The organism is Nocardioides albidus (assembly GCF_006335005.1).
Taxonomy (GTDB): Bacteria; Actinomycetota; Actinomycetes; order Propionibacteriales; family Nocardioidaceae; genus Nocardioides; species Nocardioides albidus.
The window spans coordinates 113,965-135,628 of record NZ_VDMP01000026.1 but is presented as its reverse complement, the minus strand read 5'-3'; the positions used below and the strand labels follow the sequence as shown (position 1 = coordinate 135,628).

General features: G+C 72.4%; 19 protein-coding genes and 1 pseudogene. 6 read left to right on the top strand and 14 right to left on the bottom strand.

From position 1 onward, the window contains the following. Positions 1-105: 105 nt before the first annotated feature. The gene (locus FHP29_RS23355) at positions 106-852 is read right to left on the bottom strand and encodes a CpaF family protein (RefSeq protein WP_476703669.1); all 747 of its coding nucleotides are present in this window, start codon (positions 850-852) and stop codon (positions 106-108) included. Between the two features lie 748 nt (positions 853-1,600). Between FHP29_RS23355 and FHP29_RS16335 the strand changes: the two genes are divergently transcribed. After that, the gene (locus tag FHP29_RS16335; RefSeq protein WP_139623942.1) at positions 1,601-2,251 is read left to right on the top strand and encodes a TetR/AcrR family transcriptional regulator; all 651 of its coding nucleotides are present in this window, start codon (positions 1,601-1,603) and stop codon (positions 2,249-2,251) included. Here FHP29_RS16335 and FHP29_RS16330 read toward each other — a convergent pair. After that, positions 2,146-3,204 carry an Lrp/AsnC family transcriptional regulator gene (locus tag FHP29_RS16330; protein ID WP_139623941.1) on the bottom strand — a complete coding sequence of 353 codons (1,059 nt, stop codon included), beginning with the start codon at positions 3,202-3,204 and terminating at the stop codon, positions 2,146-2,148. The two genes, FHP29_RS16335 and FHP29_RS16330, sit on opposite strands and share 106 nt — an antisense overlap. Before the next feature lie 98 nt (positions 3,205-3,302). Between FHP29_RS16330 and FHP29_RS16325 the strand changes: the two genes are divergently transcribed. Continuing rightward, on the top strand, positions 3,303-4,571 hold the full coding sequence (locus FHP29_RS16325; RefSeq protein ID WP_139623940.1) for a M20 family metallopeptidase: 1,269 nt from the start codon (positions 3,303-3,305) through the stop codon (positions 4,569-4,571). Next, positions 4,568-5,932, top strand: coding sequence for a DUF3100 domain-containing protein (locus FHP29_RS16320; RefSeq protein ID WP_139623939.1), 1,365 nt, complete (start codon positions 4,568-4,570; stop codon positions 5,930-5,932). Before FHP29_RS16325 ends, FHP29_RS16320 begins: the two co-directional genes overlap by 4 nt. Positions 5,933-6,059: 127 nt before the next feature. Here the strand turns inward: FHP29_RS16320 and FHP29_RS16315 are convergent, their stop codons facing one another. Continuing rightward, entirely contained in the window at positions 6,060-6,365 is a 306-nt protein-coding gene (locus FHP29_RS16315; protein ID WP_139623938.1) for a hypothetical protein, read from the bottom strand. A gap of 193 nt (positions 6,366-6,558) precedes the next feature. Between FHP29_RS16315 and FHP29_RS16310 the strand changes: the two genes are divergently transcribed. Next, complete coding sequence (locus FHP29_RS16310) at positions 6,559-7,374, top strand: helix-turn-helix domain-containing protein (protein ID WP_139623937.1); 816 nt, start codon at positions 6,559-6,561, stop codon at positions 7,372-7,374. Here FHP29_RS16310 and FHP29_RS16305 read toward each other — a convergent pair. Then, positions 7,337-8,380, bottom strand: a complete 1,044-nt coding sequence (locus FHP29_RS16305; RefSeq protein ID WP_139623936.1) for a sigma-70 family RNA polymerase sigma factor — start codon at positions 8,378-8,380, stop codon at positions 7,337-7,339. The genes FHP29_RS16310 and FHP29_RS16305 overlap by 38 nt on opposite strands. A 232-nt stretch (positions 8,381-8,612) precedes the next feature. On the opposite strand from FHP29_RS16305, the gene FHP29_RS16300 reads away from it, so the two are divergent. Beyond that, positions 8,613-9,500, top strand: a complete 888-nt coding sequence (locus FHP29_RS16300) for a helix-turn-helix domain-containing protein (RefSeq protein ID WP_139623935.1) — start codon at positions 8,613-8,615, stop codon at positions 9,498-9,500. A gap of 1 nt (position 9,501) precedes the next feature. On the opposite strand, the gene FHP29_RS16295 is transcribed toward FHP29_RS16300, so the two are convergent. From FHP29_RS16295 to FHP29_RS16260, 8 genes are all read right to left on the bottom strand, one after another. After that, on the bottom strand, positions 9,502-10,845 hold the full coding sequence (locus FHP29_RS16295; RefSeq protein WP_139623934.1) for an NAD-dependent succinate-semialdehyde dehydrogenase: 1,344 nt from the start codon (positions 10,843-10,845) through the stop codon (positions 9,502-9,504). 67 nt (positions 10,846-10,912) lie between these two features. Beyond that, positions 10,913-11,743 carry an SDR family NAD(P)-dependent oxidoreductase gene (locus FHP29_RS16290; RefSeq protein WP_139623933.1) on the bottom strand — a complete coding sequence of 277 codons (831 nt, stop codon included), beginning with the start codon at positions 11,741-11,743 and terminating at the stop codon, positions 10,913-10,915. After that, positions 11,743-12,456 (bottom strand): type 1 glutamine amidotransferase, encoded by a 714-nt coding sequence (locus FHP29_RS16285; protein WP_139623932.1) that lies wholly within the window; start codon positions 12,454-12,456, stop codon positions 11,743-11,745. Before FHP29_RS16285 ends, FHP29_RS16290 begins: the two co-directional genes overlap by 1 nt. Continuing rightward, the gene (locus FHP29_RS16280) at positions 12,453-13,385 is read right to left on the bottom strand and encodes a TIGR03619 family F420-dependent LLM class oxidoreductase (RefSeq protein WP_240044550.1); all 933 of its coding nucleotides are present in this window, start codon (positions 13,383-13,385) and stop codon (positions 12,453-12,455) included. The genes FHP29_RS16285 and FHP29_RS16280 overlap by 4 nt, the downstream gene beginning before the upstream one ends. Positions 13,386-13,411: 26 nt before the next feature. Then, positions 13,412-14,272 carry a fumarylacetoacetate hydrolase family protein gene (locus tag FHP29_RS16275; RefSeq protein WP_139623931.1) on the bottom strand — a complete coding sequence of 287 codons (861 nt, stop codon included), beginning with the start codon at positions 14,270-14,272 and terminating at the stop codon, positions 13,412-13,414. Between the two features lie 24 nt (positions 14,273-14,296). Continuing rightward, a complete protein-coding gene (locus tag FHP29_RS16270) occupies positions 14,297-15,256 on the bottom strand; it encodes a DODA-type extradiol aromatic ring-opening family dioxygenase (RefSeq protein WP_139623930.1) in 960 nt (319 codons plus the stop codon). Further along, entirely contained in the window at positions 15,249-16,766 is a 1,518-nt protein-coding gene (locus FHP29_RS16265) for an aldehyde dehydrogenase (RefSeq protein WP_139623929.1), read from the bottom strand. The genes FHP29_RS16270 and FHP29_RS16265 overlap by 8 nt, the downstream gene beginning before the upstream one ends. Next, positions 16,763-17,587 carry an acetoacetate decarboxylase family protein gene (locus tag FHP29_RS16260; protein ID WP_139623928.1) on the bottom strand — a complete coding sequence of 275 codons (825 nt, stop codon included), beginning with the start codon at positions 17,585-17,587 and terminating at the stop codon, positions 16,763-16,765. Before FHP29_RS16260 ends, FHP29_RS16265 begins: the two co-directional genes overlap by 4 nt. A gap of 146 nt (positions 17,588-17,733) precedes the next feature. On the opposite strand from FHP29_RS16260, the gene FHP29_RS16255 reads away from it, so the two are divergent. Next, the gene (locus FHP29_RS16255; protein ID WP_240044549.1) at positions 17,734-19,002 is read left to right on the top strand and encodes a cytochrome P450; all 1,269 of its coding nucleotides are present in this window, start codon (positions 17,734-17,736) and stop codon (positions 19,000-19,002) included. 306 nt (positions 19,003-19,308) lie between these two features. Here the strand turns inward: FHP29_RS16255 and FHP29_RS16250 are convergent, their stop codons facing one another. Together FHP29_RS16250 and FHP29_RS16245 are read right to left on the bottom strand one after the other, a co-directional pair. Then, positions 19,309-21,099, bottom strand: a complete 1,791-nt coding sequence (locus FHP29_RS16250; RefSeq protein ID WP_139623927.1) for an ABC transporter permease subunit — start codon at positions 21,097-21,099, stop codon at positions 19,309-19,311. 23 nt (positions 21,100-21,122) lie between these two features. Continuing rightward, a pseudogene (locus FHP29_RS16245) lies at positions 21,123-21,664 on the bottom strand (ABC transporter substrate-binding protein); the annotation flags it as partial.

The following is a 21,664-nucleotide window of genomic DNA, read 5'->3' as shown; positions in this document are numbered from 1 at the left end:
CCGGCTCTCCGCGCGCGTCGTCCGCGGGGTGCGCGGCCAGCGGAAGGCGGCCCAGACCAGCAGGCAGCCGAGACCGAAGCCCAGCCCGACGAGCGCACCCACGGCTCAGCCCACCTCTCGGTCGGCCTCGTGCAGCAGCCCGACGACGTCGATCCCGAGCCGCTCGAACTGCTCCAGCCGCGGCGGCAGCCCGATCCCGCGCCGCAGTCCTCCGTCGCGCCAGTCGAAGACCGGCTCGGTCTCGATGATGTCGCCCTCCATGCGCCCGGGGACGGCGACGATCTCGGTGACCCGCCGCGAGCCGTGCGGGTCGAGGGCGAGGTGGACGACGAGGTCGATCGAGGCGGCGACGGTCGGGACCACGAAGCGTGCCGAGATGTTCTCCCCCGCCAGCAGCGGCAGGGTGCACGCCTTGGTCAGCGCCTCGCGAGCGCTGTTGGCGTGCAGGGTGCACATCCCCGGCAGCCCGGCGTTGAGGGCGAGAAGCAGGTCGAGGCACTCCTCCGCGCGCACCTCGCCCACGATCAGCCGCGACGGCCGCATGCGCAGCGACTCCTTGACCAGGTCACGCAGCCTGACCTCGCCGGTGCCCTCGAGGCCCTCCTGGCGGGTCTGCAGCGCGCCCCAGTCGGGGTGGGGGAACCGGATCTCGAAGACCTCCTCGGCCGAGATCACCCGCTCCCCGCCGGGGATCGCGGCCGCGAGGCAGTTGAGCAGGGTGGTCTTGCCCGCCTGGGTGCCTCCGGTGACGAGGATGTTGAGGCCGGCGCGCACCGACGCCTCGAGGAAGCGAGCGGCGTGAGGGGTGAGCGTCCCGAACTGGACCAGCTCGTCGAGTCGCGTGGCGCGCACGACGAACTTGCGGATGTTGACGGCCGAGAAGCCGCGCGAGATCTCCTGCAGGACGACATGCAGACGATGTCCGGCAGAAGCATGGCGTCCACGAACGGTCGACTGAGGTCGATCCGCCGGCCCGTGGACTTGAGCATCCGCTCGATGAGGTCGGCGACCTGCGCCTCGGTGAGCACGAGGTTGGTCAGCTCGTGGCGACCCTGGCGCGCCACGAACACCCGGTCGGGGCTGTTGATCCAGACCTCCTCGACCGTGGGGTCCTCGAGGAACGGCTGGAGCGGCCCGAAGCCGGCGACCCGGGCCACCAGCTCGGCCACCAGCGCGTCCGGGTCGGCGACGGGCGCCACGACCCCGGTCAGGCTGCGCTCGTCGTGCTCGCGGACGAGCGCGGTCGCGAGGCGTCGTACGGCGGGCACCTCGCGCTGCGGGTCGATGCCGTCGCGGCGTACGGCGGCGCGCAGGTCCTCGTCGAGGCGGGCCACGACGTCGTCGGACGCCGGTGCGACCACGACCGGTGGCTGCAGCAGGGCCATGGTGACTCCCCGAGATTGGACTGCTGTGGCTGGCAGCACCGTAGGCCACGGTCCCGGGTTCGGGAAGGGGCGCACCCGGCGCCCTGTGGAGAACCGTGCGGGTCCGTCGCGAACGGCGATCGCCGCGCGCCGAACTAAGCGCTTGCTTAGCGATTGCGCTAGCCTGCTCCCCGGTGGACCAGCCGCCCGACCGACCGGAGCGAAGGAGGACGACGATGAGCACCTCCCGCGCCGAGGCCACCCGCGCCCGGCTGCTCGAGGCGGCCGTCACCGCGTTCTCCGAGAAGGGCTTCCACGGAACGACGACCCGCGACATCGCCGCGGCCGCCGGGATGAGTCCCGCGGCGGTCTACGTGCACCACCGGTCGAAGGAGGAGCTGCTCTTCCGCATCTCCGAGCAGGGCCACCAGCGGGCGCTGGAAGTCGTCCGCCGGGCGCGGGAGAGCTCGAACGACCCGGTCGAGCAGGTGGCCGCCGTGGGGCGGTTGTTCTCCCGCTTCCACGCGCGCCACCACACCGTGGCCCGGGTGCTCAACTACGAGCTCGCCGCGCTCAGCGAGGAGCACCTGGCGACCATCGGCGAGCTGCGCTCGGCGACGACCGCCGAGCTGCGCGACCTCGTCCGCGACGGGGTGAGCGCCGGCGTCTTCGACACGCCCGACCCGGCGCTGGCCGCGACGGCGCTCGCCTCGATGGCCGTCGACATCGCCCGGTGGTATCGCGAGGACGGCGAGTGGACGCTCGACCAGATCGGGGACTACTACTCCGACCTGGCCCTCCGGCTGGTCGGCGCCGTCCCGAGGTCGAGCGGCACCACCCCGGTGGCGAAGCCACGCTCGTCGAGCAGCCTGCCGACGAGCTTGTAGGGCCGGATCACCACGCTCCGGTCGGCCACCTCGACGTGGGGCAGGCGCCGGGTGAGCTGGATCTCGAGGCGCTGGCCGTCCGCGACGCTGCGCAGCCACACGGCGACCAGGAGGTTGTAGGGCCCGGCGGCGGAGAGCACCGCCCGCACCTCGGGCACCGCGGCCAGGAGCTGGCCGGCCTCGTCGATCCGGTCCGAGGGCACCCGCAGGAAGAACCACTCCGAGGTGCGCCACTCGGTGAGCCCGCGCGCGACCTCGCACCGCAGGCGCAGCACCCCCGACCCGATCAGGGCGTGGATCCGGCGGCGCACGGTGCTCTCGCTCGCACCCACCCGGGCGGCGACCTCGCCGTGCGTCTGCCGGCCGTCCTCGGACAGCACCCCGACCAGCGCCTGGTCGATCGGGCCCCTGACGTGCACCCGTGATGACTCCGCCACCGTCGGCACCGTCGCGGCGATGGCCTGCTCCTGCTCGGGGGTGAGGGTGCGCAGCCGCCACCGGCTGGCCTCGGTGTAGGCGCGCACCACGATGTGGCTGCGCACGCCGGCGACCTGCGGCACCTGGGCCACCCGGTCGAGGAGGTACGACGCGAGCGCCGCCTCGTCCGCGCAGGCGGCGGTCACCAGCAGGTCGCGGGTTCCGGCCGCGACGTCGATGGTCATCGACTGCGGATCGCCCGCCAGCTCGGCCGCGACGTCGAGGACCCGGCCCGGACGGGCGACCACCTCGATCACCGCCAGCGCCGGGTCGAGATCCTGCAGCGGCTGACAGGAGACCCAGGCCGCGCCGTGCTCCACGAGGCGACTCCAGCGCCGCGCGGCGGTCGAGGGGTCGACCCCCAGCAGCCTGCCGACCTGGGACCAGGACGCCCGGGGATTGATCTGCAACGCCTGGACGATCCTCAAGTCGAGCTCGGAGAGAGTGACTGATTCACGCGCCTGATCGATTCCCATGACGGAATCCTGTAATTTTCTCGCCCGGACGGCACGCACTTCGAATAGTGGTCTCACTCCATGACCCACATCACATCCACCTCCCAGGAGGAGTGCCGATGACCAGCCTCACCACGGACGTCACCGCCGGACACCGCGCCGAGCAGGCCGTCCGCGCCGCCCAGGACCAGCTCGTCGCGCTCAGCCACGAGGTGCATGGGTACGCCGAACTGGCCTTCGAGGAGCACCAGACGGCCGCGGCGGTCAGCGACGCACTCTCCGCCGCCGGCTTCAGCGTCGAGGCCGGCGTCGCCGGACTGCCGACCGCCTTCATCGCCACCTACGGCACCGGCGACCTCGTCGTGGGCATCTGCGCGGAGTACGACGCACTCCCCGAGATCGGGCACGCCTGCGGCCACAACATCATCGCCTCGAGCGCGGTGGGCGCCGCGCTCGGCCTGGCCGAGGTCGCCGACGAGCTCGGCCTGACCGTCAAGGTGCTCGGCACCCCGGCCGAGGAGCACGGCGGCGGCAAGGTCCTCATGCTCGAGGCCGGCTGCTTCGACGACCTGACCGTCTCCCTCATGATCCACCCCGGCCCCACCGACGTCGCCGCCGGCTCGGCCACCAGCCAGGGCGTCGCCCGCTTCGCGGCGACCTTCACCGGCATCCCGTCGCACGCCGCCGCGGCCCCCCATCTCGGCGTCAACGCCGCCGACGCCGCCGTGGTCAGCCAGGTCGCGATCGGCCTGCTCCGCCAGCAGCTGCCGGCCACCGCACGGATCGCGGCCTTCGTCAGCGAGGGCGGCAAGGTCACCAACATCATCCCCGAGCGGGTCGTCGTCGACTTCGAGGTCCGCGAGTTCGACATGACCGCCCAGGAGCGGCTCATCGAGCGGGTCCATGCCTGCTTCGAGGCCGGCGCCCTGGCCACCGGATGCAGCCTGACCATCGAGCCCACCGAGCCGGCGTACGCGCCGCTGCTGCAGGACGTCCGCCTCGGCGAGCCGTTCACGGCGGCCCTCACCGCACTGGGACGCGAGGTCCACGCCGAGGGCAAGACCGCCGGCGGCTCCACGGACATGGGCAACGTGTCGCAGTACCTGCCAGCGATCCACCCGATGGTCGCGGTCGGCGGTAGCGAGAACAGTCCCCACACCCACGCCTTCGCCGCCGACGCCGTCAGCCCGGCCGGCGACGTCGCCGTCGTCGATTCCGCGATCGCGATGGCCCGCACCATCGTCGCCGTCGCCCAGGACCCGACCGTGCGAGCCGAGCTCCTCGCCGAGCAGGCCGCCCGGGCGCCGTACGCCGCCCCGTCAGCCAGCCAGTCAGCCAGCCCGTCCGCCCCCTCCGCCCTTCCGTCCGTCGAGGAGACCCACGCATGACCGCCACCCCCACCACCGCCCACGACAGGTGGACCGGCTCGCGCATCGTGCGCCGCCTCGGCCTGCTCGGCGCGATCGCCCTCGTCCTCACCGTCGTCGCCCAGCTCGTCGGCGACCACACCGTCGATCTCGGCATCGGCGAGATCACCCTCTACCCCCTGATCTGGGGTCTCATCCTCGGCGGGGCGGTCAGCACGCAGCGGTTCAAGCCGCTGCCCGCACGGCTCCAGCACTACGCGACCGAGCTGGTCGGCATCGCGGTGCTGGTGCTCGCCGCCCGCCTGGCCTTCGTCGTGGGCGCCAACATCCCCGTGCTCCTCGACGCCGGCCCCGCGCTGCTGCTGCAGGAGCTGGGTCACCTGTTCGGCACCGTCCTGTTCTCGTTGCCGATCGCGGTCGCGCTCAGGATGGGCCGCGCCACCGTGGGCGCCTGCTTCTCCATCGACCGCGAGGGCTCCTTCGCCATCGTCGCCGACAGGTACGGCGCCGACTCCGACGAATACCGCGGCGTCCTGTCGATGTACGTCTTCGGCACCGTCATCGGCGCGCTCTACATCACCCTGCTGGCCACCGCCTTCGCCGAGGCCCGGATCTTCGACCCGCTGGCCCTCGCGATGGGCACCGGCGTCGGGTCCGGGTCGGTCATGGCCGCCTCGTCGGCCGCGATCGCCGCGGAGTTCCCCGCCCAGGCCGACCAGATCCTGGCCCTCGCGGCCGTGTCCAACCTGATCACCACCGTGCTCGGGCTCTACGTCGGCATGTACGTCGCCCTGCCCGCCTCCGAGCGCTTCTACCAGCTGCTGACCCGCCGCCAGTCCCGCGGGGCGGCCACCGAGGCGACCCTGCCGCCGGTCGCCGCCGAGCAGGTCACCGCGCAGGCCGCCGAGGTGCGGCAGGCCACCGAGCTCGAGCCCGTCGCCGAGGCGAAGCACGAGAGCGTGCCCGTGCTGCCCTCGATCGCGTTGATCCTGATCCTCTTCCTGACCTCCGCGGTCATCTTCCACGGCAGCTTCGACGTGAAGATGCTCGGCGGCTTCGCGATCATGGCCGCCCTGGTCCTCGTCTCGATCTGGCTGAAGAAGCTGATCGGCCTGTCGGCGATCATCGGGCTCAGCACGATCGGCGCCTACCTCGGCAGCGAGTGGTCCCCCGTCGCCGACGAGATCGCGAAGGTCACCGAGCCCATCGAGTTCCTCGCCCTGACCACGCCGGTCCTCGTCCTCGCCGGGCTGGGCCTCGGCAAGGACATGCCGATGCTGCGCCGGATCGGCTGGCGGATCGTCCCGGTCGGACTGGTCTCCTTCGCCGCCTCGTTCCTGGTGGCCACGGTCATCGGCGAGCTCGCCCTCGGCCTCGGCTGAGCGGGACGCCCCCTCCCCCGACCCACCCCGCGCGGTGCGGCAACGGTTCCCCACGACCGTTGCCGCACCGCAGGCGCGTGGCCCGCGGAGGGAGGAGAGGCGATGCCAGCGAGTGTCCCGGTCAGGATCAGACGCAGCGCCAACGGTTGAGCTCGGCGGTGCCCGCGGCGATCAGGGCGTCGGCCTCGGCCTGCCACACCGCCTCGGCGTACTTGAGCGCCGCGCTCCGCCGGCGGTAGTCGGCGATCTGGTCCTCGCTGGGCTCGCGGTCGGCCACGAACTCGCGGCACAGCGCTGCCGCCGCCTGGTTCGCCGGCAGCAGGGCTCGTTGCAGGGCCAGCGTGGCCCGGTCGTAGTCGGTCACGTCCGCGTCGTGTGCGGTCCGACCGAACATCGCGATAGGGACGACATCGTGCTGTGCGTCCTGGGTCATGGCGCCTCCCCCGGCATCAATGAAAGGGTTCGCGAGAACGAATGTTCTGCGCACCGAGATCCCGAGCTCGTGTCTCCCGAGGGGCACTGCACCATCGTCGCCCTTGTGGCGGCGCAAGGAGGGACAACCGACAGAAACGTTCTCCGATGAGATATCGCGCCCGTCGCAGGCCGGATCCGGGAGGGAGGCGACGATGAGGGATCTCCTCGAGGACTTCGAGGCACGGCAGGCGACGAGCCTGCCGCTGAGCCACCTGTGGCGGCGCGGACAGGCGCTCATCGGCCGTGACGACCCGGCCGACCGCGAGGTGGCGCGCACGGTCCTGGCGAACGCGCTGGCCCTCATCCACTTCGACGAGCCGGCCGATCTCACGCGGACGGCGATGCTCGCCGACGAGCTCGGCTGCGAGCGGCTCGCGACGCTGCAGGAGGAGGTCCTGGCGCCGATCGACCTCGCGCCGAGGCGCCCGCGGACCACGGCGCTGGTGGCGAGAGTGTCCCTGGCCGCGTGGGCACCGGACCCGCACCGCGCGGCCGGGCCCGAGCGGGACGCACTGGCCGAGCTGGTGTCGTGGCTCCTGCAGATCGGCGACGAGGACGGCCCGGCGCCGGTGCTGCGCACCCGGGCGCAGGTCGTCGCCGCCACCACCGACGGCGACCTGCTGACCTGGCGGCGCCTGGCCCGGGCCGTCGCGGAGCGTCCGTGGGTCGGCCCGGTCGGCGAGTGGCTGGCGCTCCTCGACCCGGTCGAGGACGCGCTGCTGATCGTCTGCCTCACCGCCCACCGCGAGTGGGCGCAGCGCGACGCCGAGCGCCGCGAGCGCGAGGACGTCGCCCAGCACATCCGGCGGATGATCGCCGAGTCCGGCGTCACCCAGCGGGAGTTCGCCCGTCTGGTCGGCACCTCGCAGCCGCGCCTGTCGACCTACGCCTCCGGCGCCGTCGTCCCCTCCGCGACCATGCTGGTGCGGATCATCCAGACCTCCGAACGGCTCCGTCGACGAGGTTGAGCACGGCCGCGGCACCGGCAGCGCCGCCCGCCGTACGACGCGCCGCGGGGACGAGGACGGCCGGGGCCACGGCGCCGTACGACGTCGGCGCGGAGGCCTCCGCAGTCCGGTCAGGGGGGCCTGCGACGAGCATCCCGGCCGCCGCGACGACCGACACCACCACCGCGAGCGTGCCGCCGACCGTCACCGCGGCGGCCGAGGAGTGTCCGGCGCCGCCGGCCCGGCCCAACCAGCCGGCGCACGGCCCCGCCGCCGGGAGCGCACCGAGGAGGACGACGGGATGGAGGTGCGCCCCCAGCCGCTCGTTGACCCGCGCGAGGGCGAAGCACTCGGCACGGCACGCCGGGCAGCCGTCGAGGTGTGCCGTCACCTCCGCCTCGGCGCAGCCGGACACCCGGCCGCGGACGAGCCTGCTCAGCATCGGCCGGACGCGTGCACACCCCGGCGACGCGGGCACCTCGCCGAGGTGCTCGGCGAGATAGGCCTGGCGCAGGCCCTCGCGGGCGCGGTGCGCGAGGGAGGAGACCGCGCGGGCCCGCAGACCCACGATCCGGCCCACCTCCTCGGGCTTGCGGCCCTCGACCTCGACATACCACAGCACCCGCTGCCACGACTCCGGGAGCGCGTCGAACGCGTCCCGGGCCCGCTCCGCGTCGACACCGTCGCCCGCGTCGAGCCCCGGGCGGGAGGAGGCGACGCCGTCGAGGAGCCACGGCTGGTCCGAGACGGGCAGCTCGCCGGGGCGGCGCCGGGACTCCCGGAACACGTTGCGGATCGTGACGTGCAGGTAGGCCCGGAAGTTCGCGATCGGCTCGGGATCGGCGCGCATGCGGGCCAGGACACGGGCGAACGCCTCCGCGACCAGCTCCTCGGCACGGTTCGGGCCGGCCAGGATGAGGGCCAGACGACGCGCGTCCTCGACGTGGTGCCGATAGAGCCGATCCGCGGCGGCGTCGGCACTCTGCTCGGCGCGCTGCTGGGCGCCGTCGGGAGCGCGGTCGAGCATGGGACACCTCCCCGGGCTTGCTGGAACCGATCCGTCAGCGATGCCCGAGCCACACGACCTGGTCCCGCAAGACTACCGATCTCGACTCGCGTGCACCGGGAGTTGGCCGATCTCGCGGTCCGGACCAGATTTCCTCGCGCGCCGCGTGATGTTCTCGGTCCGGATGCATCTGGAGGGGTAGAAGCGTCGCTCTCGGGCCGGTGGCGGCGCACCCCGAGAGAACGCCGGACCCATGACGCCCACGCCCCTACGACTCCAGGCCGTCGACGACGTCGGCCACGCACCCGACCGGATCGTCGATCGGGTCCTCGCCCGACAGGACCGGGTCGCCCCGAGCGCTCGAGCCACCTGGCGGCGACTGCTCGCCCTGCTGGCCGACCGCCGCGGTGACCCCGCGTCGGACCAGCTGTGCGCCGTCCTGGCCAACCTCGTCGGCATCGTCGCCTTCGGGGACGCCGAGGACTTCGCCGCGAGCGCGGGCCTCCACGACACGCTCGGCGAGCGCAGGCTCGCTGTGCTGCAGCAGCGCGCCGCCCGCCTGCTCGAGCAGGACGCCGAGCGGCGCTGGAGCGCCCTGGCCTGTCACCGGTGGCTCACGGCCGACCCGTCCGTGCCCGGCGCGTCGACCTGCGCCGCCGTCGCCCACGCGTTCGTGCTGACCGGCATCGAGTCGGTGCCCGAACCGGCGACGCCCCTGGCGAGCGTCCGCGAGCTGATCGAGGTGGCGACGCACGGCACGGTGGACGAGTGGCGCAGCCACCTCAGCGCGGTCGCCGCCAGCCCGTGGGGCGCCGACGGCGACCACCTGCTGCGCCTGGCTCGACGCTCGGAGTCCCCCGCCCTGCATGTCGCGATGGAGGAGGTCGTCACCCTGTGCCGCGAGCTGCGCAGGCTCCACGAGAGGACGCAGGTCGCCCGCCACATCCGGCAGTGCGTGGCCCGCAGCGGTGTCTCCCAGCGGGAGTTCGCGACGTGGGTGGGCACCTCGCCGTCGCGGCTCTCGACCTACGCGAGCGGTCGTGTCGTGCCGTCGGCCACGATGCTGCTGCGCATCAGACGCGCCTCACGGGCGCTCGCCCAGCGCGCCGCCGGCGAGATCTCGTCACCCTGCGGCGCCTAGATCACCGCGCGACGCGGATCATCTTCTTGTTGACGAACTCGTCGATGCCCAGCGTGCCCAGCTCGCGCCCGTAGCCGGAGCGTCCGACGCCGCCGAACGGCAGTTCGACCGCCTCGAGCCCAACCCCGTTGACGAACACCATGCCGACCTCGAGCGCACTGGCGACCCGGTCGGCCTGCTCGGGGTCGGTCGTGTAGACGTACGAGCCGAGGCCGTAGGGGGTGTCGTTGGCGATCCGCACCGCGTCCGTCTCGTCGGCGGCCCGGAACACCATGGCGACCGGGCCGAAGAACTCCTGGTGGTACGCCGGGTTGTCGGGCGTGACGTCGGTCAGGACGCCGACAGGGTGGAAGGCGCCGTCGCGCTCGCCGGCGGACACCAGGCTCGCGCCCGCGTCGACCGCCGCGGCGACCTGGCCGGCCAGCTCCTCGGCCGCCCCCGTCGAGGAGAGTGGCGCGGCGGTGGTGGCGGTCGCGATCCGGTCGCCGAGCAGGCGGACGAAGTCGTCGTACAGCTCGTCGACGACGACGAACCGCTTCGCGCCGTTGCAGGCCTGGCCGACGTTGCCGGTCCGCGCGGACAGGGCGTCGTCGACGGCACCCGCGAGGTCGTCGGTGGACAGCAGGACGAACGGGTCGGACCCGCCGAGCTCGAGGACGCACTTCTTCAGGTGACGCCCGGCGAGCTCGCCGATGATCGAGCCGGCGCGCTCCGAGCCGGTCAGCGAGACGCCGTGGATCCGCGGGTCCGCGATGACGCCGGCGATCTGGTCGCTGGTCGCGTAGACGTTGACGTAGGCGCCCTCGGGCAGGCCTGCGTCGGCGAAGATCTCGGCCTGCAGCGCCGCCGAGCGCGGACACTGGGCGGCGTGCTTGAGGACGATGGTGTTGCCGAGCAGCAGGTTGGGCGCGGCGAACCGGGCGACCTGGTAGACCGGGTAGTTCCACGGCATGATCCCGAGCAGCGCGCCGACCGACTGGCGCCGGATGAGGGCGTGGCCGTCGCCGCTGAGCAGCTCGATCGGCTGGTCGGCGAGGAGCACCTCCGCGCGGTCGGCGTAGTACTGGTAGATGTCGGCCGAGAAGAGCACCTCGCCCTCGGCGGCGCCCAGCGCCTTGCCCATCTCGAGGTTGATCGCCTCGGCGAGCTGGTCGGCGCGCTCGCGGTGCAGCTCGGCGACGCGCGCGATCAGGGCGGCGCGCTCGGACACCGACGTCCCGCGGCCCCAGGTCTCGTGAGCGGCAGCGGCAGCGGCCACGGCTGCGGCGACCTCCGCGTCGGTGGCGGTCGGGAAGGTCTCCAGCACTTCGCCGGTGGCGGGATTGCGGACGGCGTACTTGCTCATGCCGGGGTCCCCGATCGGTTGTTCGCGGAGGAGCGAAGCGGGGGAGAGAAGAATCGATGGGGGTGGTTCATCGGGACTCCTGGGGGCGTGGGGAGAGGTCGACCGACACGCGGGGGTCGAGGGCGAGGGTGCCGGGGTCGACGATGCACGAGCCGCCGTCGACGGGCAGCACGACGCCGTTGACGTACGACGCGGCGTCGGACAACAGCCAGCCCACGGTCGCGGCGATCTCGTCGGGGTGGGCGGCCCGGCGCTGGGGGACGACGGCCGTGGCGAGCCGGTAGGCATCGGCGGTGGAGAGGCCGCGCTCCTTGCCGAGCTCGGCCATCTCCATGTCGCCCATCTCGGTGGCGGTCCAGCCGGGGCAGATCGCGTTGGCGCGCAGTCCGTCGCGGCCGTGGTCGACGGCGAGGGACTGGGTGAGGAGCAGCAGGCCGGCCTTGCTGGCGGAGTAGGCGGCCATGCCGTCGCTGGCCCGCAGCGCGGCGACCGAGGACACCGCGACGACCGCGCCGCGCGCGGCGAGCAGGTGCGGGAGGGCCGCGCGGACCAGGAGGAAGGGCGAGGTCAGGTTGACCCGGATCGTGTCGTCCCACTGCTCGGGGGTGACCTCGTCGACCCGGCCGACGTGGATGATCCCGTGGTTGATCACGAGCCCGTCGAGCCGACCGAAGGTGGCGATGGTGTCGTCGACGACCTTCGCGACGCCATCGGTCTCACTCACGTCCGCGACCACGACGTGCGCGCCCGTCTCGTCGGCGACCGCTCGCAGCGGGGCCTCGCGCCGACCACAGATGACGACCTGGTCGCCGCCCGCGGCGAGCAGACGGGTGACGGCGGCGCCGATGCCGGTGCCGCCCCCGGTGACGAGGACGACCTTGCGGTCGGTGGCGGCCATCAGCTCGTCGCCACGTCGTCGAGGAAGTAGTCGACGAGGACGCCTGCCCGCACCCGGACGTCCTCGTCCAGCGATGCGATGTGCTCGATGAGCACGTCAGGGTCGAGCCCGCGACCGCTGGCGTCCTCGCGGCCCCCGTCCTCGAGCCACTCGCGGACGCTCGCCGCGTCCACCTCGGGGTGGAACTGCACGGCGAGGTTGCGGCGGAGCACGAACGCCTGGGAGGCGGCCGCGTTGGCGCCGACGACGGTCGCCTCGGCGGGCGGCACGAAGCGGTCGTGGTGCCACTGCGTCCAGACGCCGGCCACGGCGGGCACACCGGACACGACGTGCGGGCCGATCTCCGACGCCGGCGAGGCGACGACCTGGCCGCCGTGCGCCTGGGCCAGCATCTGGCCGCCGAAGCAGATCCCGAACACGGGGATGCCGGCCTCGTCGGCGGTGTGCAGCAGCTCGGTCTCGGGCTTGACCCAGGACGTGACCGTGTCGCTGTAGGCGCTCCAGCGCGCACCGAGGACGAGGACGGCGTCATAGTCGCGCGGGTCCGGGAAGTCGAACTCCACGCCGGGATCGTCGTAGCGCTCGGGCGGGACGACCTGCACCCGCTCGACGGCGTACCCGCGCTCGACGAAGCGCGCCTCGATGCCGCCGGCCGACAGGTAGTCGTGCCCGATGAGCAGCAGCCGCTTGGCCGGGTGGTCGGGCGTGGTCATCCCATGGTCTCCGCTCGCCTCATGACGTCCTTGCAGAACGCCTCCATCTCGGACTGGTCGTCGATGTACATCGACGGCTTGATGCAGATCGTGGTGAAGCCCTGCTCGAGCTGCTCGGGGATCGAGTCCATCGACTCCCCCAGGTCGGCGAGCGAGTGGTCGTCGGGGAACGAGTAGCGCACGCCGCCCACCATCTCCAGCTCGGCCATGTCGCGGCCGGCCTCGGCCATCGCGTCCCGGATGACCTGCAGGTCCTCCTCGGTCGGGCGGCCGAAGGGGTGGAAGCCGTGGCCGTACTTCACGATCCGCTCGACGACGGCGCCGTGCGCCTTCTGCCCGCCGAACCACATCCGCGGCCCCTCGGGCCGGAAGGCCTTCGGCTCGAGGTAGATGTCCTCGAAGTCGAAGTAGTGGCCGTGGTGGGTCGCCGGCGACTGCTCGAACACCAGCTTCATCACCTCGAGCTGCTCGCTCAGGATCTTGCCGCGCTCGCGGAAGGGCACGCCCATGGCGGCGTACTCGTCCTTGCTCCAGCTGACGTTGGGCTGCACGACGAGGCGGCCCTCGGAGATCAGGTCGAGGGTGCCGAGCTCGCGGGCGAGCAGCAGCGGGTGGCGCAGCGGCGCGAGCACCGCCGCTCCGACCAGGCGGATCCGCTCGGTGACGCTGGCGATGGCCGAGAACAGCATCAGCGAGTTCGGCCAGGGCATCAGCGGGTCCTGGTTGCCGGGCGCCGCGTAGTCGCGCGGGTTGCCCATCACGCCCTTGTCGCTGGCGTCGGGGCCGAGGACGACGTGCTCGGAGATCATCACCGAGTCGAAGCCGGTGTCCTCGGCGATCCGGGCCCACCTGACGAGGTCGTTCAGGCTGCGACCGTCGGTGAGGGTCCAGTTCTCGCTGAGGATCATCAGCATCCGGGGTGCGGGCACGGTGCGGTCCTTCGGTCGTACGACGGTCAGTGGGTGTTGGAGAGGTCGGGCTTGCGGATCCCGCGGAACTCCCAGTCGCCGCCCTTGGCGGTCGACAGGACCTCCTCGCTCTCGGTCGGCTGCGCGCCGACGTCGCTGCGGATCGGCGTCGGGCCCTCGACGATGTGGTTGCGCAGGGTGCCGAGACCCTCGACCTCGACCTCGACGACGTCGCCGGGGTAGACGGTGCGCGAGATGGCCGGGGTGCCGGACATGAGGATGTCGCCGGGCTGCAGCGTGATCGTGCGCGCGATGTCGGCGACGAGGTAGTGCATGTCCCACTTCATCTCGTTGGTGTTGCCGTCCTGGCGCACCTCACCGTTGACGATCGTGCGGATCCGCTTGTCGTGGAAGTCCCAGCCCTCGACGATGCCGGGGCCGACCGGGCACAGCGTGTCGGCGCCCTTGACGCGCAGCATCGAGCCCGAGTCGGTGTCGCGGAAGTCGTGCAGGCCGTAGTCGTTGCCGATGGAGTAGCCGCGGATGTAGTCGCCGGCCTCCTCGGGCGAGATGTTGCGCGCCGTGCGACCGATGACGATGGCGATCTCGCCCTCGTAGTTGAGCCACTTGCAGCCCTGCGGGCGGACCACGGCGGACTCGTGCGCGTTGAGCGCGGAGACCGGCTTGTGGAAGTACGTCGGCGCCGGCGGCAGCTTGGTCATCATCTCCTCGACGCGCGAGGAGTAGTTGAGGTGGACGCAGACGATCTTGCTCGGCGTCACCGGCGGCAGGTGGGTGGCGTCGGCGATGGCGACGGTGCGGCCGTCGCCGGCGACGAGGGTCTCGCCCTCGCGACGAACGTCGACGGCGTTGCCGTCGAGGAGGATCCGGCGGTATTCGGTGGTCATCTCAGGGTTTCCTCTCGGGTCGGCTCAGCCGGCGGCCGGTACGTCGGCACCGGCGCCGCCCATCTGGCGCACGTAGTCGGGGTCGGTGGGAGTGGTGCGGGCGGCGGGGAAGCCACCCTCGGGTCGGTCGAACCAGAGGTGGACCTGGCCGGTGCCGATGGAGTTCTCGTACTCGCCGTACTGGCGGCCGGGGGCGGTGCAGTCGCCCTCCCCGAGGGCGCCCATCATCATCAGGTAGTGCTGGAAGCGGGCCTCGGGCTTGAACCGGTAGAACTCGTCCATCGTGTCGAGGACCCGGGCGTGATCGCCGTCCTTGAACCACTCGATCCGCTCCGCGTCGGCCGCGGCGGCCTCGGCGGTGAAGATGTGCTCGACGCCGGACGCCTCGTGGTCGCGCAGCTTGCCCAGGCTCCAGAAGGTGTGGGACATCGCGCCCGAGGCGATGAGCAGGACCTTGCGGTCGGACTCGGCGATGGCCGCGCCGAGGGCGCGACCCAGACGCAGGGCGTCCTCGCCGTCGGCGGTCTGGCACACGCCGATCGAGATCCACCGCTTGTCGGGCAGGCCCTGGCCGAGGAACTCCCACACGTTGGTGGTCGCGTAGAAGATCGGGAGCGCGTCGTCCTCGATCGCGGTGATCCACGTGCTGTGCTCCGCGGCCTTGCTGGCGATGAGGTGGGCGAGCTCGGGGTCGCCGGCGAAGTCGTACGGGCGCCGGCTCATCCCCCGCGGCAGCTCCTCGGAGGTGAACAGGCCGCTGCGGCGCTCCTGCGCGGTCACGACCCACTCGACCGTCGTCGCCCAGTGGGAGTCGAGCACCACGACGGTGTCGTAGTCGAGGACGTCGAAGACCTCGCGGCGCAGCTGGTGCAGGCCGGACACCAGCGTGGTGTCCTCCCCGTCGTTGAGCTCGCGCCGGATCGTCTCCGGCAGCACGATCGTGGGGACGTGCGCGATCAGCCCCGCGCCGACGACCTCACCCATCGGTCCCACCTCCCTCTCCGGTCGCGGCGTCCGCCCAGCCGGTCGGCGAGAAGACGCTGTTCTTGATGTCGGTGTAGAAGTCGAACGACCAGATGCCGCCCTCGCGGCCGATGCCCGACTTGCCGTTGCCGCCGAAGGGGGCGTTGAGGTCGCGCACGAAGAAGCAGTTGACCCACACCGTGCCGGCGTCGAGCGCCGCGGAGACCCGCTCCGCGCGGTCGCGGTCGCCGGTGACGAGCGTGGCGGCGAGACCGAAGGGGGTGTCGTTGGCCAGCGTGACGGCCTCCTCCTCGGTCTCGAAGGTGCTGATCGTGACGACCGGCCCGAAGACCTCCTCCGTCATGATCTCGGAGTCCTTCTTCGCGCCGACGAGGATGGTCGGGCGGAAGTAGAGGCCGCCCAGCTCCTCGTTGGGCCCGCCACCGAGCAGCGGCTCGGCCCCGTCGGCCAGAGCGCGCTCGACGAAGCCGGAGATCTGCTCGAAGTGGCGCCGCGAGATCAGCGCCGACACGTCGGTGCCCTCGTCCCGGGGGTCGCCCTGCTTGAGCTTCGACGCACCCTCCACGACCCGGCGGGTGAACTCCTCGGCCAGCGAGGAGTGCACGTACATCCGGGCCGCCTTGAGGCAGACCTGGCCCGCGTTGTCGAACTGCTCGACCGCGATCTCGACGGCCAGGTCGAGGTCGGCGTCCTCGAACACGAGGAGCGGCGACTTGCCGCCGAGCTCGTAGGACAGCGGCACGATGTTGGCGGCCGCGGCCTTGGCGATGACGCCGGCGGTCGGGACCGAGCCGGTGAAGGCGAGCCGGTTGATGTCGGGGTGCGCGGTCAGCGGCGCCCCCGCCTCGGCACCGGTGCCCTGGACGACGTTGAACACACCGGCGGGCACACCCGCCTCGTGCATGATGTCGGCGAGCAGGCTCGCGGTGAGCGGCGCCCACTCCGGCGGCTTGACCACGATCGTGTTGCCAGCGGCCATGGCCGGGCCGATCCGCCAGGTGGCGAGCATCAGCGGCGCGTTCCAGGGGGTGATGATCGCGACCACGCCCGCCGGGTCGTAGGTCACCCGCTCGCGGTGGCCGCGGCCGGGGACCTCCATGTCGGGGTGGCCGAGCTGGTGCTCGGCGTAGTCGGCGAACGCGCGGAAGTTCATCGCCACCCGCGGCATGACGCCGCGGCGGTGGCTGCGGATCAGGGATCCGTTGTCCCGGGTCTCGACCCGCGACAGGTCCTCGACCCGGGCCTCGATCCCCTCGGCGACCCGGCGCAGGATCGCGCTGCGCTCGGCGACGGGCAGGGCCGCCCACGCCGGGAACGCGGCGCGCGCGGCGGCCACGGCGGCGTCGACCTCGGCCGACGTACCGGCGGCGACCTCGGCGATGGGCTGCTCGTCGATCGGCGAGATGTCGGTGAAGGTGGACGCGGAGGCCACCCGCTCGCCACCGATCCAGTGGCGGGTGTCGACCTGGACGCCCTCGACGTCGACGAGGAAGTCTGCTGCCTGGGTCATCGCGCCGCCGCCTCCCACCCGTTCTCGCCGGCCGTGGCCAGCGTGCTGCCGCCGTCCCAGACGACGCCGACCTGGCGGTAGTAGCCGCCGATGATCTCCTGGACCTCGAGGCGGTGCAGCTCCTCGGTCGGGGACTCGAACAGCTCGAGCTCGACGTCGCCGGAGTAGGCCGGGCCGGCCTCGAAGGAGCTCGAGCCGGAGGCGATGAGCTCGGCGTACGCGTCCGGCGCACCCTTGGCGATGCCCGGGTAGACGCGGTGGTGGGCCATCGGGTGGCCGTTGACGAAGCCGTTGGTGGGCGACTCGTCGGTGAGGGTCAGCACGGCCTGCGCGAGGCGGCGGTCGCCGGCCGCGAGGGTCGCGCCGAAGACACCGCCGGGGGCGACCTGCGGGGCGGCGTGGGAGAAGGGGTGGGGCCGGGTCTGCCACATCGAGCCGAGCTTCTTGGGGTAGCCCTGGTGCATGCCGCGGCCGATCGCGAAGTCCTTGTCGACCCAGATGTAGACGCAGCGGGAGTAGGTGACGCCCTCGTAGGCGCACCGGACGACGACGAACGCCTCCTTGTACTGCGAGCGGACCGGGTCGAGGAGCTCCTCGCGGGTCCCGGAGCAGGACTGCCAGTCGGCCCAGATCAACGCGACCGCGCCGGGGTCCTCCGGCGCGAGCTCGAGCGGGGCCGGCAGCAGCTCGGCGACGCGGGCCGGATCGGTGCGGTACTCCACCGTCAGCAGGTCGCCCGAGTAGTACCACGGCGGCGACGGGATCAGCGATGACTGGCCGGTCGCGGTGCGGGGGAAGAAGAACCCCTTCATGTCGTTCATCGGGCCTCAGCTCAGGTCGAGGATGTTCAAGGTCGTTCGGATCCGTACGATAGCCACCCCGGGAGCGAAAGACCACCCTTGCGCCCGAGATTTTCGGGGGATATTGTTCGGATCCAAACGATCTACCTGACGGATGGAGAACCGCCGTGGACAAGCCGCCGTACGTCCCGCTCGACCAGGTCGACCTGGTTGATCTCGACCGCTTCGCCGGACCCGAGGCCTGGGGCATGCTCGACACCCTCCGCAAGGAGGCGCCCGTCTTCTGGCAGCGCGAGACCGACGGGGGCCACGGCTTCTGGGCGGTCACCAAGCACGCCGACATCTGCGAGGTCGACAAGGACCCCGAGACCTTCACCTCGACGAACTTCGTGAACCTCGAGGAGGTCGAGCCGGAGCTGCAGGAGGCCCGCCGCTCCATCCTCGAGATGGACGGCATCCGCCACCGCGCGCTGCGCAAGCTCATCTCCCGCGAGTTCAGCCGGCCCAACCTGATGAAGAACTACGAGGCGTTGCTGCGCGACATCACCCGCGCGACGATCGAGGCGGCCCTCGCCAAGGGCGAGTTCGACTTCGTCGAGGACGTCAGCGCGGACTTCCCGATCCAGGTGCTGGCCCGCCTGCTCGACGTACCCCAGGACATGACCGGCCAGCTCATCGACTGGGGCAACGAGATCATCGGCTTCTCCGACCCCGAGCACGCCAAGATCCTCATCTCCGACGCCGAGAGCGAGAAGTACAAGCACCTGCCCTTCCGCTCCCCCGTCTCGCAGGAGGTCTTCGACTACGGGCGGCAGCTCGCCGCGGACCGCAAGGGCGGCGACGGCAAGGACCTCGTCAGCCAGCTCGTCAACAAGATCCCCGAGGACGGACAGGCGATGACCGCGTCCGAGTACGACTCGTACTTCCTCCTGCTCGTCGTCGCCGGCAACGAGACCACCCGCCACACGATCACCCACTCCATGCTGGCGCTCCTCGAGCACCCCGAGCAGCTCGCCAAGCTGCAGGCAAACCCCGAGCTCATCCCGGACGCGGTCGAGGAGTTCCTGCGGTGGGCCTCCCCGGTCTACCACTTCCGCCGCACCGCGACCCGCGACGTCGAGCTGAACGGCCAGCAGATCAAGGAGGGCGACAAGGTCGTCATGTGGTTCGCCTCCGGCAACCGCGACGAGGACGTCTTCGAGAACCCCTACGACTTCGACGTCACCCGCAAGGACGTCGACCACGTCACCTTCGGCAAGGGCAGCCCCCACCTGTGCATGGGCAACAATCTGGCCCGCATGGAGATCCGCCTCATGTTCGAGGAGCTGATCCCCCGCCTCAAGACGGTCGAGCTGAACGGCGAGGTGCGCCGGGTCCGTAGCAACTTCGTCAACGGCATCAAGACGCTCCCGATCAAGGTGACCACCAACGACTGACGACCTCGCCTGCGGCGGCCCCCTCTCCCCGGCGCGGCGCGGGCGCTTGCGTCATACGAGGCGAGGGTCAGAGACCACCATGCGTATGACGTCCGCGGCGGCGCGGGCTGACGTCATACGAAACGAGGGTCAGAGACCACCATCCGTATGACGTCCCCGCGCCGCGGGCTGACGTCATACGAAACGAGGGTCAGAGCCCACCATCCGTATGACGTCCGCGGCGGCGCGGGCTGACGTCATACGAAGCGAGGGTCAGAGCCCACCATGCGTATGACGTCCGCGGCGGAGCGGGCTGCGGAGGCGTCCTCAGACCGCGGACGCGGGGATGCTCACCTCGGCGTCCTCCCGCACGGTGAGGCTGGGCCGCCGGGGGGCGTTCGGCGGGAGCCGCCGGCGCAGCCCGGCCAGGGCCACGGCGAACACCGAGGTGAGGATCAGCGCGCTCGCGGGCGCCGCGGTCGTCCACGGCGCGCGCTCGACGTAGTCGATGCCCTCCGAGATCAGCAGGCCCCACTCCGGCAGCGGCGGCTGTGCGCCGAGACCGAGGAACCCGAGCGCCGCGAGGGCGAGCGCGACGCCGGGCAACCGCAGCATCCCGTGCCGGAGCAGCCGAGGAATCGTGCTCGGCAGCACGTGCCGCCACCAGATCTCGGTCGAGGAGACGCCCGCGAGAGGCAGCCAGCGGACGTGGGGCATCGCCCGGGCCTCCTCGACGAGGGAGGCGGCGTGCGTGGTCAGCGGCGGCCAGGTCACCCAGAGCACCGCGAGCGCCGCACCGGCGACGGACGGGCCCAGGAGGGCGGCGACGATGACGCCGGCGAGGATCGGCGGCGTGGCGTTGGCGATCTCCGCGGGGCCGCGGGAGACCTCCCCGAGCATCGCGAGGAGCAGGCCGACGACGATGGCGCCGAGCACGATGAGGAAGGCGGGCGTCAGCGTGCCGATCGTGCCGTGGGCCACCCGCGCGAGCAGGTCCCGTCCGCTGGCGTCCGCACCGAAGGGCAGCGCCGGGCTGGGCGCCGCCAGGCGGGGATGGGCGATCGTGTAGGGATCGCGCGGCAGGCCGGTGACCAGGATGAGGAGCAGCAGGGCGAGGGCCGTCCCGGCCGTCCAGCGCGCCAGCCGCCCGTCGCCGCGCGGCTCGGGCGGAGGTGGCAGCGAGCCCGGCGGGAGCGGACCGCCGCGCAGCAGCCGCCGGGCGAGGGAGGTGAGCGCACCGACGAGAGCGGCGGCCACCGCCACGACGAGCACCCCGGCCTGCAGCGACGGGATGTCCTGTGCGTTGGCCGAGCCGAGCAGGTGTCGGCCCAGGCCGGGGATCGCGAAGACCTGCTCGACGGCGACGGCTCCACCGAGCAGGCCGATCAGGACGAACCCGAGCTGGTCGACGACCGCGGCGCCGGCCCGGCGGAGCACGCCGGCGAGGATCACCCGCCGGGGAGCCCCGCTGAGACGCCACACGTGGACCCAGCGCTCCTCGGCGACCCCCGCGACCGCGTCGGCGAGCAACCGGCCGAGCAGTCCGCCCGCCGGGATGCCCAGGGAGAGCGCCGGCAGGATCGCCGTGTCGGGACCGGTCCAGCCGTACGGCGGGAGCCACCTCAGCTGCACCGCGACGACCACCAGCAGGGCACTCGCGAGCAGGAACTCGGGCAGCGCGGTGAGCGCCACCCCCACCGGGCCGGATCCGCGTTGCGGCCGGTCGCGCAGCACGCGCCGACAGGCGGGCGCGACCAGCGCGGCGGCGACGACGAGGGCGACGCAGACCGCGAAGAGCGTCAGCGTGGCCGAGACGCCGAGCGCCCGCCAGACGCCCGGTGCCACCTCCCCGCCGCTCACCCACGAGGTGCCGAAGTCGCCGCGCACGGCACCCGACCACCAGCGCAGGCTCGAGTCGAGCGGACCGCCCTCCAGTCCCAGCTCGTCACGGACGGCGGCGAGCGCCTCGGGCGACGGCTCGAGCTCGGCGTACCGCGCCCGCAGCACCGCCGCGGCCGGGTCCGTGCGCGACAGCCAGGGCAGCGCACCCGCGACGACCATGAGCGCGACGCCGCTCAGGACTCGGGAAAGATGTCCCAGGACCGGACTGTTCCGCATGACGCCCGACGACCGGTCGCCGGCTACGGCGCGTCGAGGTGGGTGTCGGCGGTGACGAGGGCCCGCTCACGCGGGTCGCGGGCGGCGTCGTGCATCAGCCGGCCCTCGCCCTGGATCACCCGCTCGTGGAGGAGCGGGATCGCCGCGTCCGTGCCGAGCACCGCGGCCTCGGCGAGCATGATCGCCCGCTGGCGGTCCGCCCCGGCCTCGGTCTCGGACGCGACCCCGATCGCATCGTCGACGGCCGAGGAGCAGAGCTGCGCGATCGAGAAGCCGCCCTTGCAGGTGAAGTCGGAGGCGAGATAGGCGACCGGGTCGCCGGAGTCCAGCACGGTCGCCCGGGAGAGGATGAACGCGTCGAACGCGCCTTCGAGCGCGTCGGCCTCGATGTACTGGTACTCGCGCACGTCCTGCCGCACGTCGAAGCCGGCGGCCTCGAGCTGCTGCTCGAGCAGGACCGCGACCTCGGGGAGCTCGGCGCGGTCGGTGAAGGTGCCGAGGGTGATCTTGACGCCGTCGACCTTCGCCGGCGCGGCTCGGCCCGCGAGTCGTTCGCGGTACGCCG